Below are 18,942 nucleotides of genomic sequence, written 5' to 3'. Positions count from 1 at the left end.
CCAGGCCGCGGCCGGTACCGCCGCCGGGGCGGATCAGCGGGGCAGCGCGACGAGGTCGTCCGCGTGCACGACGATGTGCGGCGCGCCGGCCGGGAGGTCGTCGCTGCGTCGACCGGCGGCAGCACGGAGCTCGGTGGCCGTGTGGCGGACGAGGCCCTTGGCGAAGATCTCTCCATCGGTGTCGATCACCTCGACGGGCGCCCCCGCGTCGAAGTCGCCGATGATCTCCCGCACACCGGCGGCCAGCAGGGACTTGCCCCGCTCGAGCGCGGACCGCGCCCCGGCGTCGACGACGACCGAACCCCGCGCGATCACGGCGAAGGCGATCCACAGTTTGCGAGCCGGCAAACGGTTCTCGCGGGCCCGGACGACCGTACCGACACCCGCGACACCGGCCACGGCGTCCTGCACGACCCCGTCCCGGTCTGCGTGGGCGATCACCGACGACACCCCCGACCACGCCGCGATCTTCGCGGCGGTGAGCTTCGACGCCATGCCTCCGCTCCCCCGGGCCGAGCCGGCGCCGCCGGCGAGTGCCTCGGTCTGGTGATCGATCTCGACGATCTCCTCGATGAGTGAGGCCGTCGAATCGACCCGCGGATCGGCGGTCAACACCCCCGGCGTGTCGGTGAGGAGAATCAGCTGATCCGCGTCGACGAGATTGGCCACGAGGGCGGCGATGCGGTCGTTGTCCCCCCAGCGGATCTCGTCGTCGGCGATCGCGTCGTTCTCGTTCACGACCGGGACGACGCCCAACTCGAGCAGCCGTACGAGCGTCTGCCCGGCGTGGACGTATTGGGTCCGGACGATGAAGTCGAGCGGGACGAGCAACACCTGACCGGCGATCAGCCCGTGGGCCGAGAGCGCCTCCCGGTACACACCCATGAGCGCCACCTGGCCGATGGTGGCGACGGCCTGGAGCGTGATCGTGTCGGTCGGCCGGTTCGGGCCACCGAGGCCGATCTCCGGCAGGCCGGCGGCGATGGCCCCGGAGGTCACCACGACGACGCGGTGACCGGCCTCCCGCACGGCAGCGACCTCGTCACACAGCTTCGCGATCGCGGCGCGGTCGATCACCCCGTCGTCGTCGGTGATCGAGGACGTGCCCACCTTGACGACGATCGTGCGGTGCTCGCTCATGCGTCCTCTTCGTACTCGAACGCGAAATCGCCGATGCGAACCTCGTCGCCGGTCTGGACTCCGGCGCGGGCCAACGCCGTGTTGACGCCGAGTTGCTGGAGTCGGGTCTGCGCGTAGGCCAGTGCCTCGTCGTCGGTGAGGTCGCTGAGGGCCACCGCCCGGCGGGCGGCGCGGCCGAGCACCTCCCACGAGCCGTCGTCGTGGCGGGTCAACTCGATCTCGCTCGACACCGGATGATGGATCGTGATCGCCTCGCCGACGGGCACCTCCTGACGGGCCTCCTCCACGAGCCGGCGGAGGCGGCCGACGAGCTCCCGGAGCCCCTCACCGGTCATCGACGACACCGTCGGTCCGTCGAAGGAATGGTCGGGAGCCATGTCGACGCGGCTGCCGACCACCAGACGGGGTCGCTCGAGCAGATCGGGTCGGTAGTTCCCGAGCTCCTGGAGAAGGACCCGTTCCTGCTCCTCGGGCGACACGCCGTCGTAGGGCGCGAGGTCCAACAGCAGCAGCAGCACGCGGGCGCGCTCGACGTGGCGCAGGAATCGGTGACCGAGCCCTTTGCCGTCGCTCGCCCCTTCGATCAACCCCGGAATGTCAGCGAGGACCATCTCGAAGTCGTCATCGGTGCGCACGACGCCCAGATTCGGCTCGAGCGTGGTGAACGGATAGTCGGCGATCTTCGGCTTCGCCGCGGACAGACGGCTGATCAGTGTGGACTTGCCGACGTTCGGGAAGCCGACGATCGCCACGTCGGCGAGCAGCTTCAACTCGAGCCGGAGCCAGCGTTCCTCGCCGTGCTCGCCCTGCTCGGCGAACGAGGGAGCCCGGCGGTTGTTCGACAGGAAGCGGGCGTTGCCCCGACCGCCCTCGCCGGCCCGGGCCGCGAGCCACCGGTCGCCCGGGTTCACGAGGTCCGCGAGCGGCTCGCGCGTGTCGTGGTCCAGGACCACGGTGCCCACGGGCACCGCCACCTCGAGGTCCTTGCCCCGGGCGCCGTGGCGGTTCGAACCGCTCCCGTGCTTGCCGTTCTCACCCTTGCGGTGCGGGTGGTCACGAAAGGCCAACAGCGACGCGACATTGAGGTCGGCCACGAACCAGATCGAACCACCGTCGCCGCCGTCGCCGCCGTCGGGACCGCCCTTGGCGACGTGGGCCTCGCGCCGGAACGCGACGCAACCCGCGCCCCCGTCTCCGGCCTTCACGTTGATGTTGCACTCATCGACGAACGACGACACCCCGCAAGGCTACGGGGATGTCGCCGCCGTCTCGTGGTAATTCCGGCGCCTACTCGAGCAGGCGGACGGGGTCGCCGACGACCTCGACACCCCAGGTGGTCCAGTCAGCCGACGTCTGCCCGGTGATGAGCGTGTAGCGCACCTTGAACCAGTCGTTCGGGTAGCTGCCCCAGTCGAGACCGGCGAGTGGCACTTCGATCCGCACCAGTTGGCCGTCCCAGACGGCGCCGGTGACCCACAGGCAGTACGGGTCGACGCCGTTTCCGCAGAGCGATGGGGTCGACACGCCGACCGGCGTGCCCTTGACCGAATAGGCGGTCGAGTAGGTGAAGTCCACGGGATCACCGTTGGGATCCAGCACCTCCATCGACTCCATGCCCTCGCCCGGGTCCCACAGCGAGATGATCAGGGTCTTGCTCTGGTGCTGCGGTTCGATCTCGGCCAGGTAGAACTCGGCCGGCGCACTGCCGTCGGTCGGCGGTTGGGTTCGCACCGGCATCCACTGGTTGGCGTAGACGCCCGGGCAGTTCGCGTCGGCGAAGGTCAGGCAGTAGTTGGTCGTCACCGGCGAGTCGGCCCAGATCGAGAAGTAGTTCTGGCCACCCTCGTCGGGTCCCCCCTCGTCGTCGAACAGCTGCTCGTCGTCGCTGTCGAGGATCGCCGTGCGCAGGACCCACTGCCCCGGCGTCCCGTTCGTGGTCCAGAGCGTCGTCCACACACCGCACCCGACCTGGTCCGCGCCGATGACGGTCGAGCCGTACTGCGGATTGTCGGCGAAGGTCAACGGTGTGTTGTCGGGGGCGAACAATCGGAACTGGATCGCGGTGTCGTAGTCGTCGTTCTGGGCCGCGTTGACCGGACGATCCGAGTTCTTGCAGTTGCCGACATCCCAGATGTTGATGTCGACATTGGATGCCGTCGGGATCTCGATGATCCATTCGTAGCCCGCGTCCTCGTGGTACGGATTCGTCCCCCGGGTCCCGCAGTCGTTGTTGTTGTTGCTGAAGTCGTCGTCGGCGATGAGGCTCAGCAGGTCGCCGTAGGCGGAGTGGGTGCAGTGACCCATCATCGCCGTCCAGGCGTACGAGGGCGCCTCCCCTCCGATCGACTCCGTCCCGAACCCCATCACATTGGCCGGCGATCCGAGGGGGACGGGCTCCGCGTACTCGGCGATCGCATGGCGCCCGATCGTCACGTTGTCGAGGAACAGGCTGGCGAAGAACATCTCCGCGTCGGTGTCGATGATCTCGACCTTCAGCTGGTGGGTACCGGCATTGGTGACGAGCACCTCGATGTTGTCCACCCCGTGGGTGAACCCGTTGCGCGCCGCGGCGGCCCGGGCCTCCGTCTCGGCGGTCGAGAAGTCGGGCTGCCAGACGACGCCGGCGAGCGCCGCCGCGTCCGCGGCACGCTGGAGGGACGCGGCCCGGCTGTACCAGGCACCCACGTCCACCGCGAAGCCGGCGAAGCCGAGCAACGGAACGAGGATGAGCGCCGTCATGACGACGGCGTAGCCGGCATCGCGGGCGAACTCGCGGGGGGTGCGGGTGGAACGGTTCACGATGGCTCCGGTTCGATGTTCATGACCGAGAAGTCGGTGATGGTGACGCCGTCGCCCGGGATCAGGCCGGTGAAGTACTCGCGGTTGATCCGCACCCAGACACCGACCTTGTCGGTGCCGCCGGTCTGGTTGTCGTCACGTCCGGTCGGGCACCACGAGGCGTCCGGGCCGGTGCACGCCGAGAAGTCGGCGGGGGTCAACGACTGGATCTGGGCGGCGCTGTAGTAGTTGCACCATCCCGTGCTGCTCACCGGGTTGTCGCCGAGGAAACACGACGAGTTCGGCTCGCCGTCGACCGCCGAGGCGTTGTAGACGAGCATTCCCTCGATGGTCACGCCGTCGATCGACTCGAGCGCCGCTCGGAGCGACTGGATGCCCTCGTAGTCGGCACCCTCCGTGTCACCGGCGTTGGAGATCACACGCGCCGCCGAACGGGTCGCGCTCGTCACGGTCAGGTCGTCGCGCCACAGGGTTCCGTACTCGACGATGCCGGCCACGATGAGGGCGAGGAACGGGGCCACGATGGCCATCTCGACCATCGCCACGCCCTTGTCGCCGTCGAGCCGGCGCTGCCGCGCCCGGTTGATCAGCCGTCGCATCATGAGTGGTCCTGGGGCTCGAGCTTGAGGATGATCTGATCGGTGAACGTCACGGTGTCGCCGAACAGTCCGGTGATGTACTCGTGCGTCACCTGCACCCAGATGCCGACATAGTCGAGGTTGCCGACGATGACGTCACGGTCGGTCGGGCAGAAGTAGTAGTCCGGGTCCGGTGGCGCCGGCAGGGGTGCGCACAGGAACTCGCCCTCCGCAAGCGAGAGGTGCGAGGCGTCGTAGACGTTGCACCGCTCACTTCCCGTCGGGCCCCGGGAGGTGCCGGCGATGCAGTCGGCGTGCGGGGTGGACTCGGCGCTCGTCGCCTCGAAGACGATCAGGCGGTCGATCGAACCATCGGGCAGCGCCGAAGCAGCTCGATCCACGGCGCGCAGGATCCGGTAGTCGGCATCGGTGGCGTTGCCGGCCACGCTCGCCTCGCGGGCTGCGTCACGCACGATGTTGGACACGGCGAGATAGTCGCGGAAGGCGAATCCGAACTCGAAGATGCCGAACACGAAGAGCAGGAGCACGGGCGTGATCAACGCCGATTCGACCAGGGTCGCTCCTCGTTCTCCTCGCCCGCGTCGGCAACGCATCGGCTCTCCCACTCGACCACTAGAAAAGATGGCTCGTGCCATCTCTTCAGAGTGTCGGCAGCTCACGGCGTGTGGTTGAGCCAACGGGCCCCAATTTCTGGCCGAAGAGGCCCGGGTCACTGAGTCGAACGACCCACCCGGGTGGGCGGTTAGGCTCCCGCCGATGGCTGCCACCGACGATCTCACCGAGCGACAACACGGCTGGGGCGCCACGATGCGCGGTCACGACGAAGATGGTGTCGAGGTGGCGCACGCCGATTCGCACGCGGTCGTGGCGAGCGGTCCGGGCCTGGACCGGGAAGCGCGCGAGGCCATCGAGGACCAGTCGCTGCGCGCCGGTGCCACGCGGAGTGGTGGCGCCGGAGATCGCGCGATCGAGGAGGCGCCGGATCGCACCCGCACGTGTTTCGAACGCGACCGGGACCGCATCCTCCATGCGTCCGCCTTCCGGCGCCTCGCCGGCAAGACGCAGGTCTTCGTCTTCCCCGACGATCACCAGCGCACCCGCCTGACCCATGCCCTCGAGGTCGCCCAGGTGGCCCGCAGCGTGAGCCGGGCCCTCGGGCTCAACGTGCCGCTCACCGAGGCGATCGCCATCGGCCACGACTGTGGCCACGGGCCGGGCGGTCATGCCAGCGAGGACGCCCTCGCGCCCTACCTCGACACCGGTTTCGACCACGCGGTGTGGGGGGCCGACGTCACCCTCACCCCCCTCAACCTCTGTGTGGAGACCCTCGACGGGATTCGCAACCACTCCTGGTCACGCCCGGCGCCGTCCACGCCCGAAGCCGAGGTCGTGAGCTGGGCGGACCGCATCGCCTACGTCTGTCACGATTTCGAGGACGCGGCCACGGCCGGCGTCGTGCGCACCGACGAGCTACCCGAGTTGGTCCTCGAGCGCTGTGGGGCGAGTCGGCGCACCCAGCTCGCCGCGTTCATCGGCGCCATGATCGACGCGACCGAGGCGACCGGCCGCATCGGGATGACCCCCGATCTCGCCGAGGCACTCGCCGCGTTCCGGGCGTTCAACTACGAGCGCATCTATCTGCGGCCGGAGTCACGCGAGCAGGCCGCCCTGGTGGTCGACATGCTCCAGGGCCTCGTCGAGTTCCTGGCCGCCGATCCCACCCGCATTCCCGCGCGGCTGCTCGTCGACGACAGCGAGGCGGGACGGCGCCGGGCGTCCGTCGAGTGGGTCGCGGGCATGACCGACCGCTACGCGCGACGGGCCGCCGGCGAATGGCTCGGTCTCTCGGTTGAACGGCTTCCCCGCGGCGTCGACTGACGCGCCGGCTCAGCCGGGGATGATGTCGACGAGCTTGCGGCCGCGCCGCTGCCCGAACTTCACCTTGCCGTCGGCGGTGGCGAACAGGGTGTCGTCGCCGCCCTTCATGACGTTCTCGCCCGGGTGGATCCGGGTGCCACGCTGACGGACGATGATGGCGCCGGCGAGCACCTGGCCGCCGTCATAGACCTTCACGCCGAGGCGCTTGCTGTTGGAATCGCGGCCGTTGCGGGTCGACCCGCCGCCCTTGGTCTTCGACATGGTCGATCAGCCCTTCGTGATACCGGTGATCTCGATACGAGCCAGCGTCTGCCGATGGCCGTAGCGCTTCCGGTTGTTCGACTTGTTCTTGTAGACGAACCCGTTGATCTTGGGGCCCTTGACCTCTTCGAGGACCGTGGCGGACACGGAGGCGCCCTTCAGCTGATCAGGGGTCGCGAGGACGGTTTCGCCGTCGACGACCAGCACGGGGTCGAGGCTCACGTCGGTGCCGGGCTCGCCGAGGCGCTCGACCTCGAGGGTCTGGCCTTCCTCGACGCGGTACTGCTTACCGCCGGTCTTCACTACTGCGTACATAGGTCGGCAATTGTAGCGGTTCAGTCGATCATTCCGTCGATCAGAACATGGCCGCGACCGTCGCACGTCGGGCATAGATCCGTGACCGTTTCGAGCAGTCCTTCACCGATGCGTTTGCGCGTCATCTCCACCAATCCGAGGTCGGAGATGTCGAACACCTGGGTGCGGGTCTTGTCCCTTGCCAGGGCCTGGCGGAACGTCTTGATGACCTCGGCCTTGTTCTTCGCGACCTCCATGTCGACGAAGTCGATCACGATGATGCCGCCGATGTCGCGCAGGCGCAGCTGGTGGGCGACCTCCTCGGCCGCTTCGAGATTGTTGCGGAACACCGTCTCCTCGAGCGACGACTTGCCGACGTTCTTGCCGGTGTTGACGTCGATGACGGTGAGCGCCTCGGTCGACTCGATGATCAGCGAACCGCCGGAGGGCAGCCACACCTTCCGGTCGAGCGCCTTGCGCAGCTGCTCGTCGACATGGTGCCGCTCGAACAGCGGCAGCTTCTCGACCTCGGGATCGTAGAACTCGACCCGATCGGCGAGCGCCGGGGTGATCGAGCCGACATATCCCTTGATCTCCTCGTAGAGCTCGCGATCGTCGATGATCACACCCCGGAAGTCCTTCGTGAACTCCTCGCGGATGATGCGCACCGCCGCCTCGGGCTCGCGGTAGAGCAGGGCGGGGGCCTTGGTGGACTTCGCGAGCTTCTCGATCTCGTCCCACTGGGCGAGCAGACGCTTGACGTCCCGCTCGATCTCCTCGGAAGTGACGTTCTCGGCGGCGGTGCGCACGATCACGCCGTGCTGCTTCGGCTTCGCCTTGTCGAGGATGTTGCGCAGCCGCTTGCGCTCGCTGTCGGGCAGGCGCTTGGAGATGCCGTAGGTCGTGCTGTTCGGCACGAGCACGACGAAGCGGCCCGGCAACGACACTTCCTGGGTCAGCCGGGCGCCCTTGTGGGCGATCGGGTTTTTGGTGACCTGGCACAGGATCGACTGCTTGGCCTTCAGCACGTCCTCGATGCGGGGCTGCTGTTTGCGTCCCTTGCCTTTGCCACCCTTGCCGCCTTTGCCGCCCTTGCCCCCGCCGTTGTCGAGGTCATCGGGGTCGTAGGCCACGTCGCCCGCGTAGAGGACGGCGTTCTTCGGCGTCGCGATGTCGACGAACGCCGCTTCCATGCCGGGGAGCACGTTCTGGACCCGGCCGATGTAGATGTTGCCGTGGATCTGGCTGACGTCGTCGGCCGGCCGCGAGACCTGGTGTTCGACGAGCTTGCGGCCCTCGAGGGTGGCGATCTGGGTCGCCTTCTCCCCGACCGACACGCACATCATGTAGCGCCCGATGGCCTGACCGTTGCGGGTGCGACCGCGCCGCTTCTCGAGGGTCTCCTCGTCGAGTTCGACGGCGGCGTCGTCGACGATCGCCTCCACCGGGACGGGCCGGTTGCCCCGGCCGCCCTTCTGGCCCTGCTTGTTCTGGGTCTGCTTGTTCTGGCCCTGGTTCTGCTGGCCACCCTGGCCACCACCGCCGCCTCCGCGGCCACGACCCCGGCCACCACGCCGGCGACGACGCTTCTTGGGACCGCCCTCACCGTTCTGCTGGCCGTTGCCACCGCGTTCGTCGCGACCGTTGTCGGAGGCGGGAGCGGGACGGGTGTCGCCGATGCGGGGGGCTGGCCGGCTGTCGCCGATCTTCGGCGGGTCAGCGGGAGGTGAGCCCGCTTCCGGCTTGGGGGCGGGCGTGGGGTTCTCGGCCGGGTCGGCCATGGGTTCGTTCCTTCGTTCGGGGCCCGCAGCGGTGGGCGTTCATGACGCCCCCGCCGGCGCGGGCGACACCGCGGCGCTCAGCGGGTCGCTGCGCTCGTCGGTGTCGTCGCTCTGGATCCATTGGTGAAGCCGTACTACTCGTCGCTCGGTGAGCGGTGGATCGAGGGCTGCGAGCAGTTCCGAAACCCGCACCGCGCGGGGTTGGGTTCCGAGTTCTGCGAGCAGCCGTACGCCGATAACGCTATCGGCGTCGTTGGCATCTCCTGTCGGCCCGATGACGTCGAGACTGAGAACGAGGGGTCGGAGGTCGTCGGTGACCTCCTTGCCCTTGCGCTCCCGGGTCACGATGAGGTCCTCCGCGGCGAGGGCACGGGCCACGGCCCCGGCCACGGTGTCGGCATCGACGTCCACCACGTCGATCTGCCAGGTACAGCTGGTCACGGCCTGCTGCAGCGACGGTGTGGACCGTTCGATGAACGTCACCGCGGAGACGGTCATGCCGACCGGAAGCCGCTCGCTCAGGTCAGTGGCGAGCGCATCCAGGTCGAGATCCTCCGGCACACGGTCGGGGTCGAGCTCGACGTCGAGATATTCGGCGTCGCTCTCGTGTCCGGTGGAGAGGGCGAGCCCGAAGCTGAGCTTCGGGCGGGGGGAGAAACCCTCGGAGTAGGCGACAGGCAGCGAGGCGCGCCGCAGGGTGCGCTCCCAGATCCGGGCCACGTCGCGATGCGAGGTGAAACGGATCTTGCCGTGCTTGTCGAACGCGATACGTATGCGCCGGTTCAGGTTCTCGCTCACGAGACCGTCGCCTCACGCGGCTGCAGCACCACGGGCACCGCCCCGCCGGAGGCGAGGTCCACGCCGGTGCCCTGGCTGCCACCCGCAGGTGGCGTGGCCGAGGCCACGACGTGTTCGATGCCGTAGCCGGTGCACGCGCCACAGTCGTAGCAGGGCGTCCACCGGCAGTCCTCGAGCCCGAGCTCGTCGAGCGCGTCGCGCCAGTCCTGCCACAGGAAGTCCTTGTGGAGGCCGGCGTTGAGGTGATCCCACGGGAGCAGCTCGTCCTCGGTGCGGTGCCGATGGACGTACCAGTCGACGTCGCAGTCGTTGGCGGCCATCGCCTCGAGCCACAAGTCGTAGCTGAAGTGCTCGGACCACTCCTGGAACGTGCCGCCATGACGCCAGACGTATTCGATGACCGGTCCGAGGCGGCGATCCCCGCGGCTGGTGATGCCCTCGGCGAGCGTCGCCTTCGGGTCGTGCCACTTGAGCTGCACGCCCTTGGACCGGCGGGTGTCGTCGCGCAGCAGGCCGATCTTGCGGTTCAGCTCGGTAACGGTGTTCTGCCCGAACCACTGGAACGGCGTGAACGGCTTGGGCACGAATCCGCCGACGGAGACCGTGACGGACGCGCTGCTCTTGTGGGTCTTGCCGAGCTTCACGCAGTTGCGGGCGAGCTCGGCGATCCCGAGCGTGTCCTCGTCGGTCTCGGTGGGGAGCCCGGTGAGGAAGTAGAGCTTCATCCGCCGCCAGCCCTGCGAGAACGCGGACTCGACGGCGCCGTAGAGGTCTTCCTCGCGGATCAGCTTGTTGATGACCTGGCGCATGCGCCACGAGCCGGCTTCGGGGGCGAAGGTGAGACCCGTGCGGCGCGCTCGCTGGATCTCCGCGGCGATCCCGACGGTGAAGGCGTCGACCCGCAGACTGGGGAGGGCGACGCTGACCTGATCGGCGCCCTGGTCGACGACCGCCTGCCCGATGACCTGCTCGATGCCGCTGAAGTCCGCCGTGCTCAGGCTCGTGAGCGCGACCTCGTCGTAGCCGGTGCGCTGGAGTCCCTCGGAGATCATGCGGCTGACCTGCTCGGCCGGGCGTTCCCGCACGGGGCGCGTGATCATGCCGGCCTGGCAGAAGCGGCAACCCCGCGTGCAGCCACGGAAGACCTCGACCGACAGCCGGTCGTGGACGACCTCGGTCATCGGGACGAGTTGGTTCTTCGGATACGGCCAGTCGCCCAGGTCGGCGATCGTGCGCTTCTCGACCGTCTCGGGCACGTCCGGATAGCGGGGCGTGACCGCGGCGAGGAAGGCGCCGTCGTATTCCACGTCGTACATCGACGGCACATAGACGCCCGGGAGTTTGGCCAGCTCGCGCAGCATGCCTTCGCGGGTGCCCGCGTTCTTGCCGGCCACCTTCCACTCGCGCACGAGCTCGGTGATGTCGCCCACGGCCTCCTCACCGTCGCCGAGGACGACGAAGTCCACGAAGTCCGCGATGGGCTCCGGGTTGTACGTGCAGTGCCCGCCGACGCCGATGAGCGGGTCGTGATCGGCGCGGGCGGCCGAGTGGATCGGCACGCCGGCCAGGTCCACACAGTTCACGAGGTTCGTGTAGGTCAGCTCGGCGCTCAGGTTGAAGGCGATGATGTCGAACTCGCCGGCCGGCTTGTGGGTGTCGACCGAGAACAGCGGGATCCGGCTTCCCCGGATCGCCGCCTCCATGTCGGTCCACGGCGCATAGCTGCGCTCGGCCGCGCCGTCGGGGCGTTCGTTGATGATCTCGTAGAGGATCTGGAGACCCTGGTTGGGCAGGCCGATCTCGTAGGTGTCGGGGTAGGTCAGCAGCCAGCTGACGATGCCCGGGCCGTGCTCGGGCGTCTGCATCCCGTCCTCACAGCCGATGTATCGAGCCGGCTTCTGGACCTGCGGCAACAGCGGTTCGAGCTGCGGCCACAGAGACGTCATGCGTGCAGGCTACCCGCCGCCCCGAACCCCCCGAACCCCCCACCCGCGATCTCTGGTCAGGAAAGGGTCGCTGAGACAGCCTGCGGCGGCACCCTGACGACCCTTTCCTGACCAGAGATCCCTCTTGGGGGAGGGCGGACGGGGCGTCAGGTGCGTTCGGTGAAGTCGTAGCGGCGGCGGTGCACGCCGAGGACGAGGCCGAGGGCGACGAGCGAGGTGATCATCGACGATCCGCCGTACGACACCATCGGCAAGGGGATGCCGGTGACGGGCATCATCCCCATGGCCATGCCGGCGCTCTGGAAGATCTGGAACAGGAACATCGCCATCACGCCGACCACGATCAGACGGTCGTAGCGGTCGGTCGCCCGCAACGCGATGCGCCACATGCGAAAGAGCAGCACGGCATAGACGCCGAGGAGCAGACCGGCGCCGCGGAACCCGAGCTCCTCCCCCGCGACCGAGAAGATCCAGTCGGTCTCCTGGAAGGGCACGAGGTCGCTGCCGGTCTGCGTGCCCTGGAACAGCCCCTGCCCGCCGAGACCGCCGTTGCCGATCGCGATCTGGGACTGTTCGGCGTTGTAGGCGACCCGTTCGAGGTTCGGGTTGTCGAGCGCATCGATCTCGGCCTCGCTCAGCAGGAAGACCGTCAGTCGGTCCTGCTGGAACTCGGCGAGGACGTCCGACTGGAACGCGCCCACGATCGCGGTGAGCGCCACGATGCCCAGCAGGACGATCACCCGGCCCCGGATCTCGCTGAGCATGATCATGGCAGCGACGACGACGGCGTAGACGAGCACCGTTCCCATGTCCGGCTGCAAGAGGATGAGACCGACCGGGACGGCCGCGAGCCCGAGGGTGATGAGCAGCCGGCCCAGCGAGACCGCAGGCGCGGCGAGAACGGCCGCGAGCGAGATGATCATGACGATCTTGCCGGGCTCCGACGGCTGGAACGTGAAGCCGCCGACCGAGTACCAGGCCTGTGCACCGTTGACGTCGACGCCGATCAGCAACACGCCGGCGAGCAGTCCGACCAGACCCACGTAGCCGAGCGCGGTGAACGATCGCAGCCGGCGGACGTTGATCATGGCGGCGCCGAAGGCACAACCGACACCGACGACGGCGAAGAAGATCTGGCGCTCGAGGAACGAGGTGTCCGCCGGCTGCGCCGGGCTGACGGGTCCGCGCGTCGCGGAGTACACGAGGAGGATGCCGAGGCCGGCGATGAAGGCCGCACACGCGATCAGGATCGGGTCGACCACGAACCACCAGCGCTCGTCGTCGTCCTGACGGATGCGGGCCCCGGTCGGGCCGTCGAAGGTGTGCACGGTCGTCACTCGTCGCCCCCACCGTCCGCCGCGGTCTCCGCGGTCTCCGCGGTCTCCGAGACCTGCTCGAACGCCAGCCGGTCGATCTCGTCGAAGGTCCGGGCCCGGGGCACCTCGTCGAGCGCGATCGGCTCGAGGATGCTGCGCACCAACGGCGCCGCGGCGGACGCGCCGAACCCCGACTCCTCGAGCACGGCGGTGACGGCGATCTCGGGTTCGGCACGATTGGTCGGGCCGTACGCGGCGAAGACGCTGGTGTCCGCCTTGCCGTTGACCTCCGCCGTGCCTGTCTTGCCGGCAACCGTCCACAAGCCGTTCGGGAAGCCGGCGAACACCGTCCGGGCCGTGCCGCCGGGGTGGGTGAGCACGCCCTCGAGACCTTCTTCGATCTGGGCGAGATCATCCGCGGGAATCTCCAGGTCACGGAGCACCCGGGGCCCGAAGGTCGTGTCGGGCGGCCGTTCGCCGTCGACCATGGGATGGACGATGCGGTGGGCGACGTTGATCTGGTGGAGAAAACCGCCGTTGCCGATGGTGGCGTAGGCATTGGTCAGCTGGGCGGGCGTGACGAGGAGCTCACCCTGTCCGATCGACAGGTTGATCGTGTCGCCCGGGAACCACTGCGAGCCGTCACGCAGGAAGACCCCCTGCTCGGCGAGGAGGTCGAAGTAGGCACGATCGGGAATCGCGCCCGAGCGTTCGTAGGGCAACTGGATGCCGGTGCCGGTGCCCAGCCCGAACTCGCGGGCCTTCGCCTGGATCCACTCGTCGCCCTCGGGGCCGCGGGGCAACTGCGAGAAACCCTCACCGGCGAGCTTGTAGAAGAACACGTCGGAGGAGACGCTGATCGCCTCGGCGAGTCCGACCGTCCGCGGCGGACCGCGGTAGGTGCTGCCGAACTCGCACGTGTCGGCGGCCTCGAAGTCGTCGCGACAGCGTGAGAAGAAGTAGGTCCCGGTGTCCTCCAGACGTCCGGGCGCCGCGTTCACGGCCTCCGGGATGATGCTGTCCGGGCCGAGCAGGCCCGCTTCCTCGGCCGCCAGCCCGGTGATCACCTTGAAGGTGGAGCCGGGCGCGTAGGTGCCCTGGATGCAGCGGTTGAGGATCGGCGCGTTGTTGTCCGGCGACGTGAGCAACTCGAACTCGGCGAAGGAGATCCCGTTGACGAAGTCCCGGGGGTCATACGTCGGAAAGCTCGCCATGGCGAGCAGATCGCCATTGCGCGGGTCGGTGGCCATCGCACACCCGGCAGCGCCGACGAAATCCGGCTCGCCGGCGTCGGCGGAACGACCGCGAACCGTGGCGAGCTGGGCCGCGAGGCGTTCCTCCGTCAGGGCCTGGAGGTCGACGTCGATGGTCAGGTAGAGGTCCGCTCCCGGGATCGGGGCGGAGTTGTACTCGTAGCGTTCACGGATCACCTCGCCGCGGTTGTCGACCTCCAGATAGCGGACCCCCGGCACCCCGCGGAGCACGTCCTCGAAGACCCGTTCGACGCCGGTCTTCCCGATCTCGTCGGAGAGTTGATACGTCTTCGCACCCGGGTCGTCGGCGTCGATGCGGGCGTTCGCGGACTGGAGCTCGGCCAGCGTCACCGGCCCCACGTAGCCGAGTAGATGGGCGGCGAGCGGGCCGAACGGGTAGCTGCGCACCGTCCGACTGGCGACCGCAACCCCGGGGAACGCCCCGGGCCGCTCGCCGAGATACACGAGCAGGCTGGGATCGACGTCGACCGCGACCGGCACGACATCGAACCGGCCGTATTGCGCCCGGGTGACCTCGTCGACGATCGACTCGAGCTTGGTGAGTCGACCCGACCGGCTGATGGCCGTGGCCAGTCGGCGGAACATCTCGAGCTGCTCGTCCTCGGTCATCTCCTCGAGGACGGCCTTGTCGATGGTGACCACGTCGACCACCTTGTTGTCGACGATCACCCGGCCGTTGCGGTCCAGGATCCGTCCCCGCGGCGCCTCCTCGAAGACCTGCCGCAACACGAGCGACTCGGCTTCCGCCTGGAACGCCTCCGCCTCGATGCCCTGGAGGTACCAGAGACGGGTGAACAGCGCGCCGAAGAGCACGAGCGCGACGAAGGCGAAGATCCGGAGGCGGAACGGGCCGGCGTCGTCGTCCACGTCCATGAGATCTAGTGCCTCCTCATGGTCGAACGAGCGCGGGGTTGCGGAACCGCACCGGCCCGCGCAGGGCCCAGCGGATCGGACGGGCCATGACCGGAGCCAGGATCCCGTTGAGCGCACCGGCGATGATCGAGATACGGAGGAGCTCGACGTCCACGAGACCGCGGGCGCCGACGACTTCGCCGAGCAGGGCGTAGCCGATCACCGCGGTGAACGTTCCGACGAAGGCGATCCCGGCCAACTGGGCCCGCGAGTCGTGGAACAGCCCCGCCTCGAGCGAGCCGACGGCAAAGGCGACGGTGGCGAAGGACATCGCGGCGACGCCGAGCGGCGTGGGCAGCCAGATGTCCCAGAGCAATCCCGCGCCGAAGGCAACGGTGGCGCCCCGCTCCGGGCCGGCGAAGAACCCGGCGAGCACCGCGACGAGCGCGAGCAACTCGGGGGCCACGTCGAACACCCGCACGTCCACGAACACCGAGAGTTGGAGCACGATCGAGACGAGCAGCACGATGCCGAGCTTGAGGAACGTCACCCGTCCTCCCCCGTCGCGTCGGGATCGTCGGCGTCCGGAGCGAGCCCGTCGGTCGGCACGGTCACGGTCGGATCGAGCGGGAACTCCTCCGGTGCGACCTGGAGGACCACCGACACGAACTGGAGATCGTCCACGTCGTTGGCCAGCTCGACCTCGACGCGCATCGTGACCTCGTCCACCGCCCGCCCGATCTCGGTGATCACGCCGATCGGGATGTCGGCCGGATAGCTGCTCACGCCGGCCGTCACGACCGCCGAGCCGACCTCGGGCAGCAGCGTCGGGTCATCGCTGTCCGGATAGTTCATGCCCTGGTCGATGACGAACATGCCCTCCTGGCCGGCGATGGCGTGGCCGAGGCCGACCTGATCGGTCGAGACCAGGCGGACGCCGACGAAGAGGTCGTCGTCGCTCAGGAGTTGGACCTGGGCGGTCGAATTGTCCACCTGTGAGACGCGCCCGACCATCCCGGCCGCGGTGACGACGGCCATGTCGACTTCGAGCCCGTGGCGCGATCCCTTGTCGATCGTGACGACATGGTCGTCGAAGTTGCCGACCGAGCCCCGCACCACCTGCGCCGTGACGGTGTCGAGGTCTCCCACATACGGCAGGTCCGTGGCCGCGAGCAGGCGGCGCAGTGTCTCCGTGTCCGCTTCGCCCCGGATCGCCGACCCCTTCAGCGCCTCGATCTCGGCCCGCAGGGCCTCGTTCTCGGCTTCGAGGTCGCCATAGTTGAACACCGAGTTCCAGGCGTCGCCGATCGGCGAGAGGACCGTGGTGGCGAGCGAGGTGATCGGATTGAGCACGTCGCGCACACCCCGTTGGACCGACTCGGCCGGACCGAAGCCGTTCAGGTCGACGGTCAGCAGGGTGATCGCCGTCAGCGCGAGAAGGATCAGTCGATGCCGGGACCGCCCAGTCCGCTGGGCCTGTGCCATGCCCTGCTACGTGATGCTCAGAGCTCGCCGGAGCCGAAGACGACGCCACGCAGCGCCTCGAACTCCTCGAGGACCTGACCGGACCCGATCGCCACGGCGTAGAGCGGCTCGGGGGCGAGCTGGATGGGCATGCCGGTCTCGTCGGCCAGGCGCTGATCGATGCCCTGGAGGAGCGCGCCACCACCGGCGAGGGTGATGCCCCGCTCCATGATGTCGGCGGCGAGTTCGGGCGGGGTCTTGTCGAGGGTGGACTTCACGGCGTCGCAGATCGCGGCGACGGGCTCTTCGAGCGCCTCGCGGATGTCCTCGGTGCCGACAACGATCGTGCGGGGAAGGCCGGTCACCAGGTCACGACCGCGGATCTCGGCGCGCAGCTCCTTCGCGAGCGGGGCGGCCGAGCCGAGCTGCACCTTGACCTCTTCGGCGGTGCGTTCACCGAGGGCCAGGCTGTACTCCTTCTTGACGAACTGCACGATCGCGTCGTCGAGCTCGTCGCCACCGACGCGGGCCGACTGACTCGCGACCACACCGCCGAGCGAGATGACGGCGACTTCGGTGGTGCCGCCGCCGATGTCGACGATCATGTTGCCGGTCGGCTCCTGCACCGGGAGGCCGGCACCGATCGCGGCGGCCATCGGCTCTTCGATGATGTAGGCCGGCTTCTGGGCGCCGGCGAATTCGGCGGCCTCCTGCACGGCGCGCTGCTCCACACCGGTGATGCCCGATGGGACGGCGATGACCATGCGAGGCTTCGCCCACTTGCGCTGATGCACCTTGTGGATGAAGTAGCGGAGCATCTTCTCGCAGATCTCGAAGTCCGCGATGACCCCGTCCTTGAGCGGGCGGATGGCCTGGATGTTGGAGGGCGTGCGCCCGATCATCCGCTTCGCCTCGGCGCCGACGGCGAGGGGCTTGCCGTCGTGCGTGTTCACCGCGACGACGGACGGCTCATCGAGCACGATGCCTTCACCGCGCACGTAGACGAGGGTGTTGGCGGTCCCGAGGTCGACGGCCATGTCCCGGCCGATCACGGCGCGGAATCCGCTTCCGAACGAGTTGAGGAATGCTTCTGCGGCCATGCTCAGGTGCCTCGAGACGGGGTGGGTGACAGCACGCGAATGGACACGACCCGTGGGGTGCGCTCCTCCGCTGCGGAGAGTGTAGGCGCGCCCTGTCACTGAATTGCAACAGAGCAGACGAACTGTGCCTGGAGAACTACTCTCCGTGACCCAACGGTCGGCCGGGCATCAGATTCCGGGGAAGAAGATCCCGATCTCGCGCGTGGCGGATTCGTCGGAATCGCTGCCGTGGATCAGGTTCTCCGTGAACTCGGTGCCGAGGTCGCCGCGGATGGTGCCGGGATCGGACGCCATCGGATTCGTGGCCCCCATCATCGCCCGCACGCTCGCGACCGTGCCCTCGGGACCCTCGATCACGGCGACGAACACCGGCCCCCGGCTCATGAACTCGACGAGGCCGTCGTAGAACGGCTTGCCGACGTGCTCCTCGTAGTGGCGAGCGAGGGTGTCGGTGTCGAGCGTCCGCAACTCGCCGGCCACGAGGGTCAGACCCTTGCGCTCGAAGCGCCCCAGAATCTCCCCGACCAGGCCGCGTTCGACGGCGTCGGGCTTGCAGATGACGAGAGTGCGATCCATGGCCGGGAGGCTACCGGGATCGGGCCAGCCGTCGGCGAGGACTCACCAGGCGTTGAGCGTGATGCTGTCGTTGTCCGGGATCCAGGTCTCGTCGTCGTAGGTGACCCAGTCGATCGTCATCACGATCGGGAAGGCGTCCTCGTCGCGCTTGGACCACGTCGGGTACTTCTTGCCGTTGCCGTTCGTGGTGAACGTCTTGGTCTTGGTCTTGTCCTCGGCCGTCGTCCAGGTCACCTGGAACTCTGCGCCGGCCATCGGATCACCGTTGGGCAGGTCGAACTCGACCTTGGTCTTCGCCTTCCAACCGTTCCACGCCTCGAACGACTGGTCCGTCAGATACGACGAGAACGTGTTCTCCGCGACGGTCGTCGTCGTGGTCGGCGGCAGCGTCGTGGTCGTCGTCGTGGTGGTCGTCGTCGTGGTTGTGGTCGTGGTCGTCGTGGTGGTGGTCGTCGTGGTCGTCGTCGTGGTCGGCGCCTGCGTCGTCGTCGTGGTCGGCGCCTCGGTGGTCGTCGTGGTCGTCGCGCAGTCGACCTGGCAGGCGGTCGTCGTCACGTCGAAGTAGCTGAGGTCGGCACGGCCGATGTCGTCGGCGGACTCGGAGTAGTGGGCCTCGACCCGCTCGTCCATCATCTCGAACGATGCCGTCGATCCGACCAGCACGAGTCCGAGCACGAGTCCGTACTCGACGCCGCTGGCGCCTCGGTCCCCACGGCTCACAAGCCGCTTCAGAATCTCAGTGATACGTCCCACGTTCGGTGGTTCGGCGTTGGCGCCGAGGAACGATATGGGCCGTTCGACCGGTTCGTCACAGGCCGTACTGCCTGTCGGCCCAGCCGGGATGGGCCGATCGACTCAGGTGGG

General features: G+C 68.4%; 18 protein-coding genes. 1 reads left to right on the top strand and 17 read right to left on the bottom strand.

All coding sequences use genetic code 11. The features are described from left to right. Nucleotides 1-33: 33 nt before the first annotated feature. Genes proB through R8F63_05515 form a run of 5 tightly spaced genes read right to left on the bottom strand, consistent with a single transcriptional unit; the run spans nt 34 to nt 5,131 of the window. Complete coding sequence (proB, locus tag R8F63_05535) at nt 34-1,140, bottom strand: glutamate 5-kinase (protein ID MDW3218057.1); 1,107 nt, start codon at nt 1,138-1,140, stop codon at nt 34-36. After that, a complete protein-coding gene (gene obgE, locus R8F63_05530) occupies nt 1,137-2,378 on the bottom strand; it encodes a GTPase ObgE (protein MDW3218056.1) in 1,242 nt (413 codons plus the stop codon). The genes proB and obgE overlap by 4 nt, the downstream gene beginning before the upstream one ends. Nucleotides 2,379-2,427: 49 nt before the next feature. Further along, nucleotides 2,428-3,939 carry a Tad domain-containing protein gene (locus R8F63_05525; GenBank protein MDW3218055.1) on the bottom strand — a complete coding sequence of 504 codons (1,512 nt, stop codon included), beginning with the start codon at nt 3,937-3,939 and terminating at the stop codon, nt 2,428-2,430. After that, nucleotides 3,936-4,541, bottom strand: a complete 606-nt coding sequence (locus tag R8F63_05520; protein MDW3218054.1) for a TadE/TadG family type IV pilus assembly protein — start codon at nt 4,539-4,541, stop codon at nt 3,936-3,938. Before R8F63_05520 ends, R8F63_05525 begins: the two co-directional genes overlap by 4 nt. Further along, on the bottom strand, nt 4,538-5,131 hold the full coding sequence (locus tag R8F63_05515) for a pilus assembly protein (GenBank protein MDW3218053.1): 594 nt from the start codon (nt 5,129-5,131) through the stop codon (nt 4,538-4,540). The genes R8F63_05520 and R8F63_05515 overlap by 4 nt, the downstream gene beginning before the upstream one ends. 163 nt (nt 5,132-5,294) lie before the next feature. On the opposite strand from R8F63_05515, the gene R8F63_05510 reads away from it, so the two are divergent. Further along, nucleotides 5,295-6,416 (top strand): HD domain-containing protein, encoded by a 1,122-nt coding sequence (locus R8F63_05510; GenBank protein MDW3218052.1) that lies wholly within the window; start codon nt 5,295-5,297, stop codon nt 6,414-6,416. A gap of 9 nt (nt 6,417-6,425) precedes the next feature. Here R8F63_05510 and rpmA read toward each other — a convergent pair whose 3' ends face one another. The 12 genes from rpmA to R8F63_05450 all read right to left on the bottom strand — a co-directional run bounded on the left by rpmA (nt 6,426) and on the right by R8F63_05450 (nt 18,798). Further along, nucleotides 6,426-6,677 carry a 50S ribosomal protein L27 gene (gene rpmA / locus R8F63_05505; GenBank protein MDW3218051.1) on the bottom strand — a complete coding sequence of 84 codons (252 nt, stop codon included), beginning with the start codon at nt 6,675-6,677 and terminating at the stop codon, nt 6,426-6,428. Between the two features lie 6 nt (nt 6,678-6,683). Then, nucleotides 6,684-6,992 carry a 50S ribosomal protein L21 gene (gene rplU, locus R8F63_05500; GenBank protein ID MDW3218050.1) on the bottom strand — a complete coding sequence of 103 codons (309 nt, stop codon included), beginning with the start codon at nt 6,990-6,992 and terminating at the stop codon, nt 6,684-6,686. A 20-nt stretch (nt 6,993-7,012) separates the two neighbouring features. After that, nucleotides 7,013-8,752: an Rne/Rng family ribonuclease gene (locus R8F63_05495; protein MDW3218049.1), complete on the bottom strand. Its 1,740-nt coding sequence runs from the start codon at nt 8,750-8,752 to the stop codon at nt 7,013-7,015. Between the two features lie 39 nt (nt 8,753-8,791). Beyond that, a complete protein-coding gene (locus R8F63_05490; protein MDW3218048.1) occupies nt 8,792-9,550 on the bottom strand; it encodes a TIGR03936 family radical SAM-associated protein in 759 nt (252 codons plus the stop codon). Then, complete coding sequence (locus R8F63_05485; protein MDW3218047.1) at nt 9,547-11,496, bottom strand: TIGR03960 family B12-binding radical SAM protein; 1,950 nt, start codon at nt 11,494-11,496, stop codon at nt 9,547-9,549. The genes R8F63_05490 and R8F63_05485 overlap by 4 nt, the downstream gene beginning before the upstream one ends. Nucleotides 11,497-11,642: 146 nt before the next feature. Beyond that, nucleotides 11,643-12,833, bottom strand: a complete 1,191-nt coding sequence (locus R8F63_05480) for an FtsW/RodA/SpoVE family cell cycle protein (protein MDW3218046.1) — start codon at nt 12,831-12,833, stop codon at nt 11,643-11,645. After that, nucleotides 12,830-14,959 carry a penicillin-binding transpeptidase domain-containing protein gene (locus R8F63_05475; GenBank protein ID MDW3218045.1) on the bottom strand — a complete coding sequence of 710 codons (2,130 nt, stop codon included), beginning with the start codon at nt 14,957-14,959 and terminating at the stop codon, nt 12,830-12,832. The genes R8F63_05480 and R8F63_05475 overlap by 4 nt, the downstream gene beginning before the upstream one ends. Nucleotides 14,960-14,975: 16 nt before the next feature. Next, nucleotides 14,976-15,488, bottom strand: coding sequence for a rod shape-determining protein MreD (mreD, locus tag R8F63_05470; GenBank protein ID MDW3218044.1), 513 nt, complete (start codon nt 15,486-15,488; stop codon nt 14,976-14,978). Next, nucleotides 15,485-16,423: a rod shape-determining protein MreC gene (gene mreC, locus R8F63_05465; GenBank protein MDW3218043.1), complete on the bottom strand. Its 939-nt coding sequence runs from the start codon at nt 16,421-16,423 to the stop codon at nt 15,485-15,487. The genes mreD and mreC overlap by 4 nt, the downstream gene beginning before the upstream one ends. A gap of 17 nt (nt 16,424-16,440) precedes the next feature. Further along, nucleotides 16,441-17,502 carry a rod shape-determining protein gene (locus R8F63_05460; GenBank protein MDW3218042.1) on the bottom strand — a complete coding sequence of 354 codons (1,062 nt, stop codon included), beginning with the start codon at nt 17,500-17,502 and terminating at the stop codon, nt 16,441-16,443. 168 nt (nt 17,503-17,670) lie between these two features. Beyond that, nucleotides 17,671-18,078 (bottom strand): nucleoside-diphosphate kinase, encoded by a 408-nt coding sequence (gene ndk, locus R8F63_05455; GenBank protein ID MDW3218041.1) that lies wholly within the window; start codon nt 18,076-18,078, stop codon nt 17,671-17,673. Nucleotides 18,079-18,120: 42 nt separating this feature from the next. Next, nucleotides 18,121-18,798, bottom strand: coding sequence for a hypothetical protein (locus tag R8F63_05450; protein MDW3218040.1), 678 nt, complete (start codon nt 18,796-18,798; stop codon nt 18,121-18,123). Between the last annotated feature and the right edge of the window lie 144 nt (nt 18,799-18,942).

The sequence above is a fragment of the Acidimicrobiales bacterium genome (assembly GCA_033344915.1).
Lineage (GTDB): Bacteria > Actinomycetota > Acidimicrobiia > Acidimicrobiales > Aldehydirespiratoraceae > JAJRXC01.
This window is presented reverse-complemented; position numbering and strand designations above follow the sequence as displayed.

Coding starts and splice junctions, on each gene's coding strand:
- proB (MDW3218057.1), bottom strand. CDS start 1,140: ATGAGCGAGCACCGCACGATCGTCGTCAAGGTGGGCACGTCCTCGATC.
- R8F63_05520 (MDW3218054.1), bottom strand. CDS start 4,541: ATGATGCGACGGCTGATCAACCGGGCGCGGCAGCGCCGGCTCGACGGC.
- R8F63_05515 (MDW3218053.1), bottom strand. CDS start 5,131: ATGCGTTGCCGACGCGGGCGAGGAGAACGAGGAGCGACCCTGGTCGAA.
- R8F63_05510 (MDW3218052.1), top strand. CDS start 5,295: ATGGCTGCCACCGACGATCTCACCGAGCGACAACACGGCTGGGGCGCC.
- rpmA (MDW3218051.1), bottom strand. CDS start 6,677: ATGTCGAAGACCAAGGGCGGCGGGTCGACCCGCAACGGCCGCGATTCC.
- rplU (MDW3218050.1), bottom strand. CDS start 6,992: ATGTACGCAGTAGTGAAGACCGGCGGTAAGCAGTACCGCGTCGAGGAA.
- R8F63_05495 (MDW3218049.1), bottom strand. CDS start 8,752: ATGGCCGACCCGGCCGAGAACCCCACGCCCGCCCCCAAGCCGGAAGCG.
- R8F63_05485 (MDW3218047.1), bottom strand. CDS start 11,496: ATGACGTCTCTGTGGCCGCAGCTCGAACCGCTGTTGCCGCAGGTCCAG.
- R8F63_05475 (MDW3218045.1), bottom strand. CDS start 14,959: ATGGACGTGGACGACGACGCCGGCCCGTTCCGCCTCCGGATCTTCGCC.
- mreC (MDW3218043.1), bottom strand. CDS start 16,423: ATGGCACAGGCCCAGCGGACTGGGCGGTCCCGGCATCGACTGATCCTT.
- R8F63_05460 (MDW3218042.1), bottom strand. CDS start 17,502: ATGGCCGCAGAAGCATTCCTCAACTCGTTCGGAAGCGGATTCCGCGCC.
- ndk (MDW3218041.1), bottom strand. CDS start 18,078: ATGGATCGCACTCTCGTCATCTGCAAGCCCGACGCCGTCGAACGCGGC.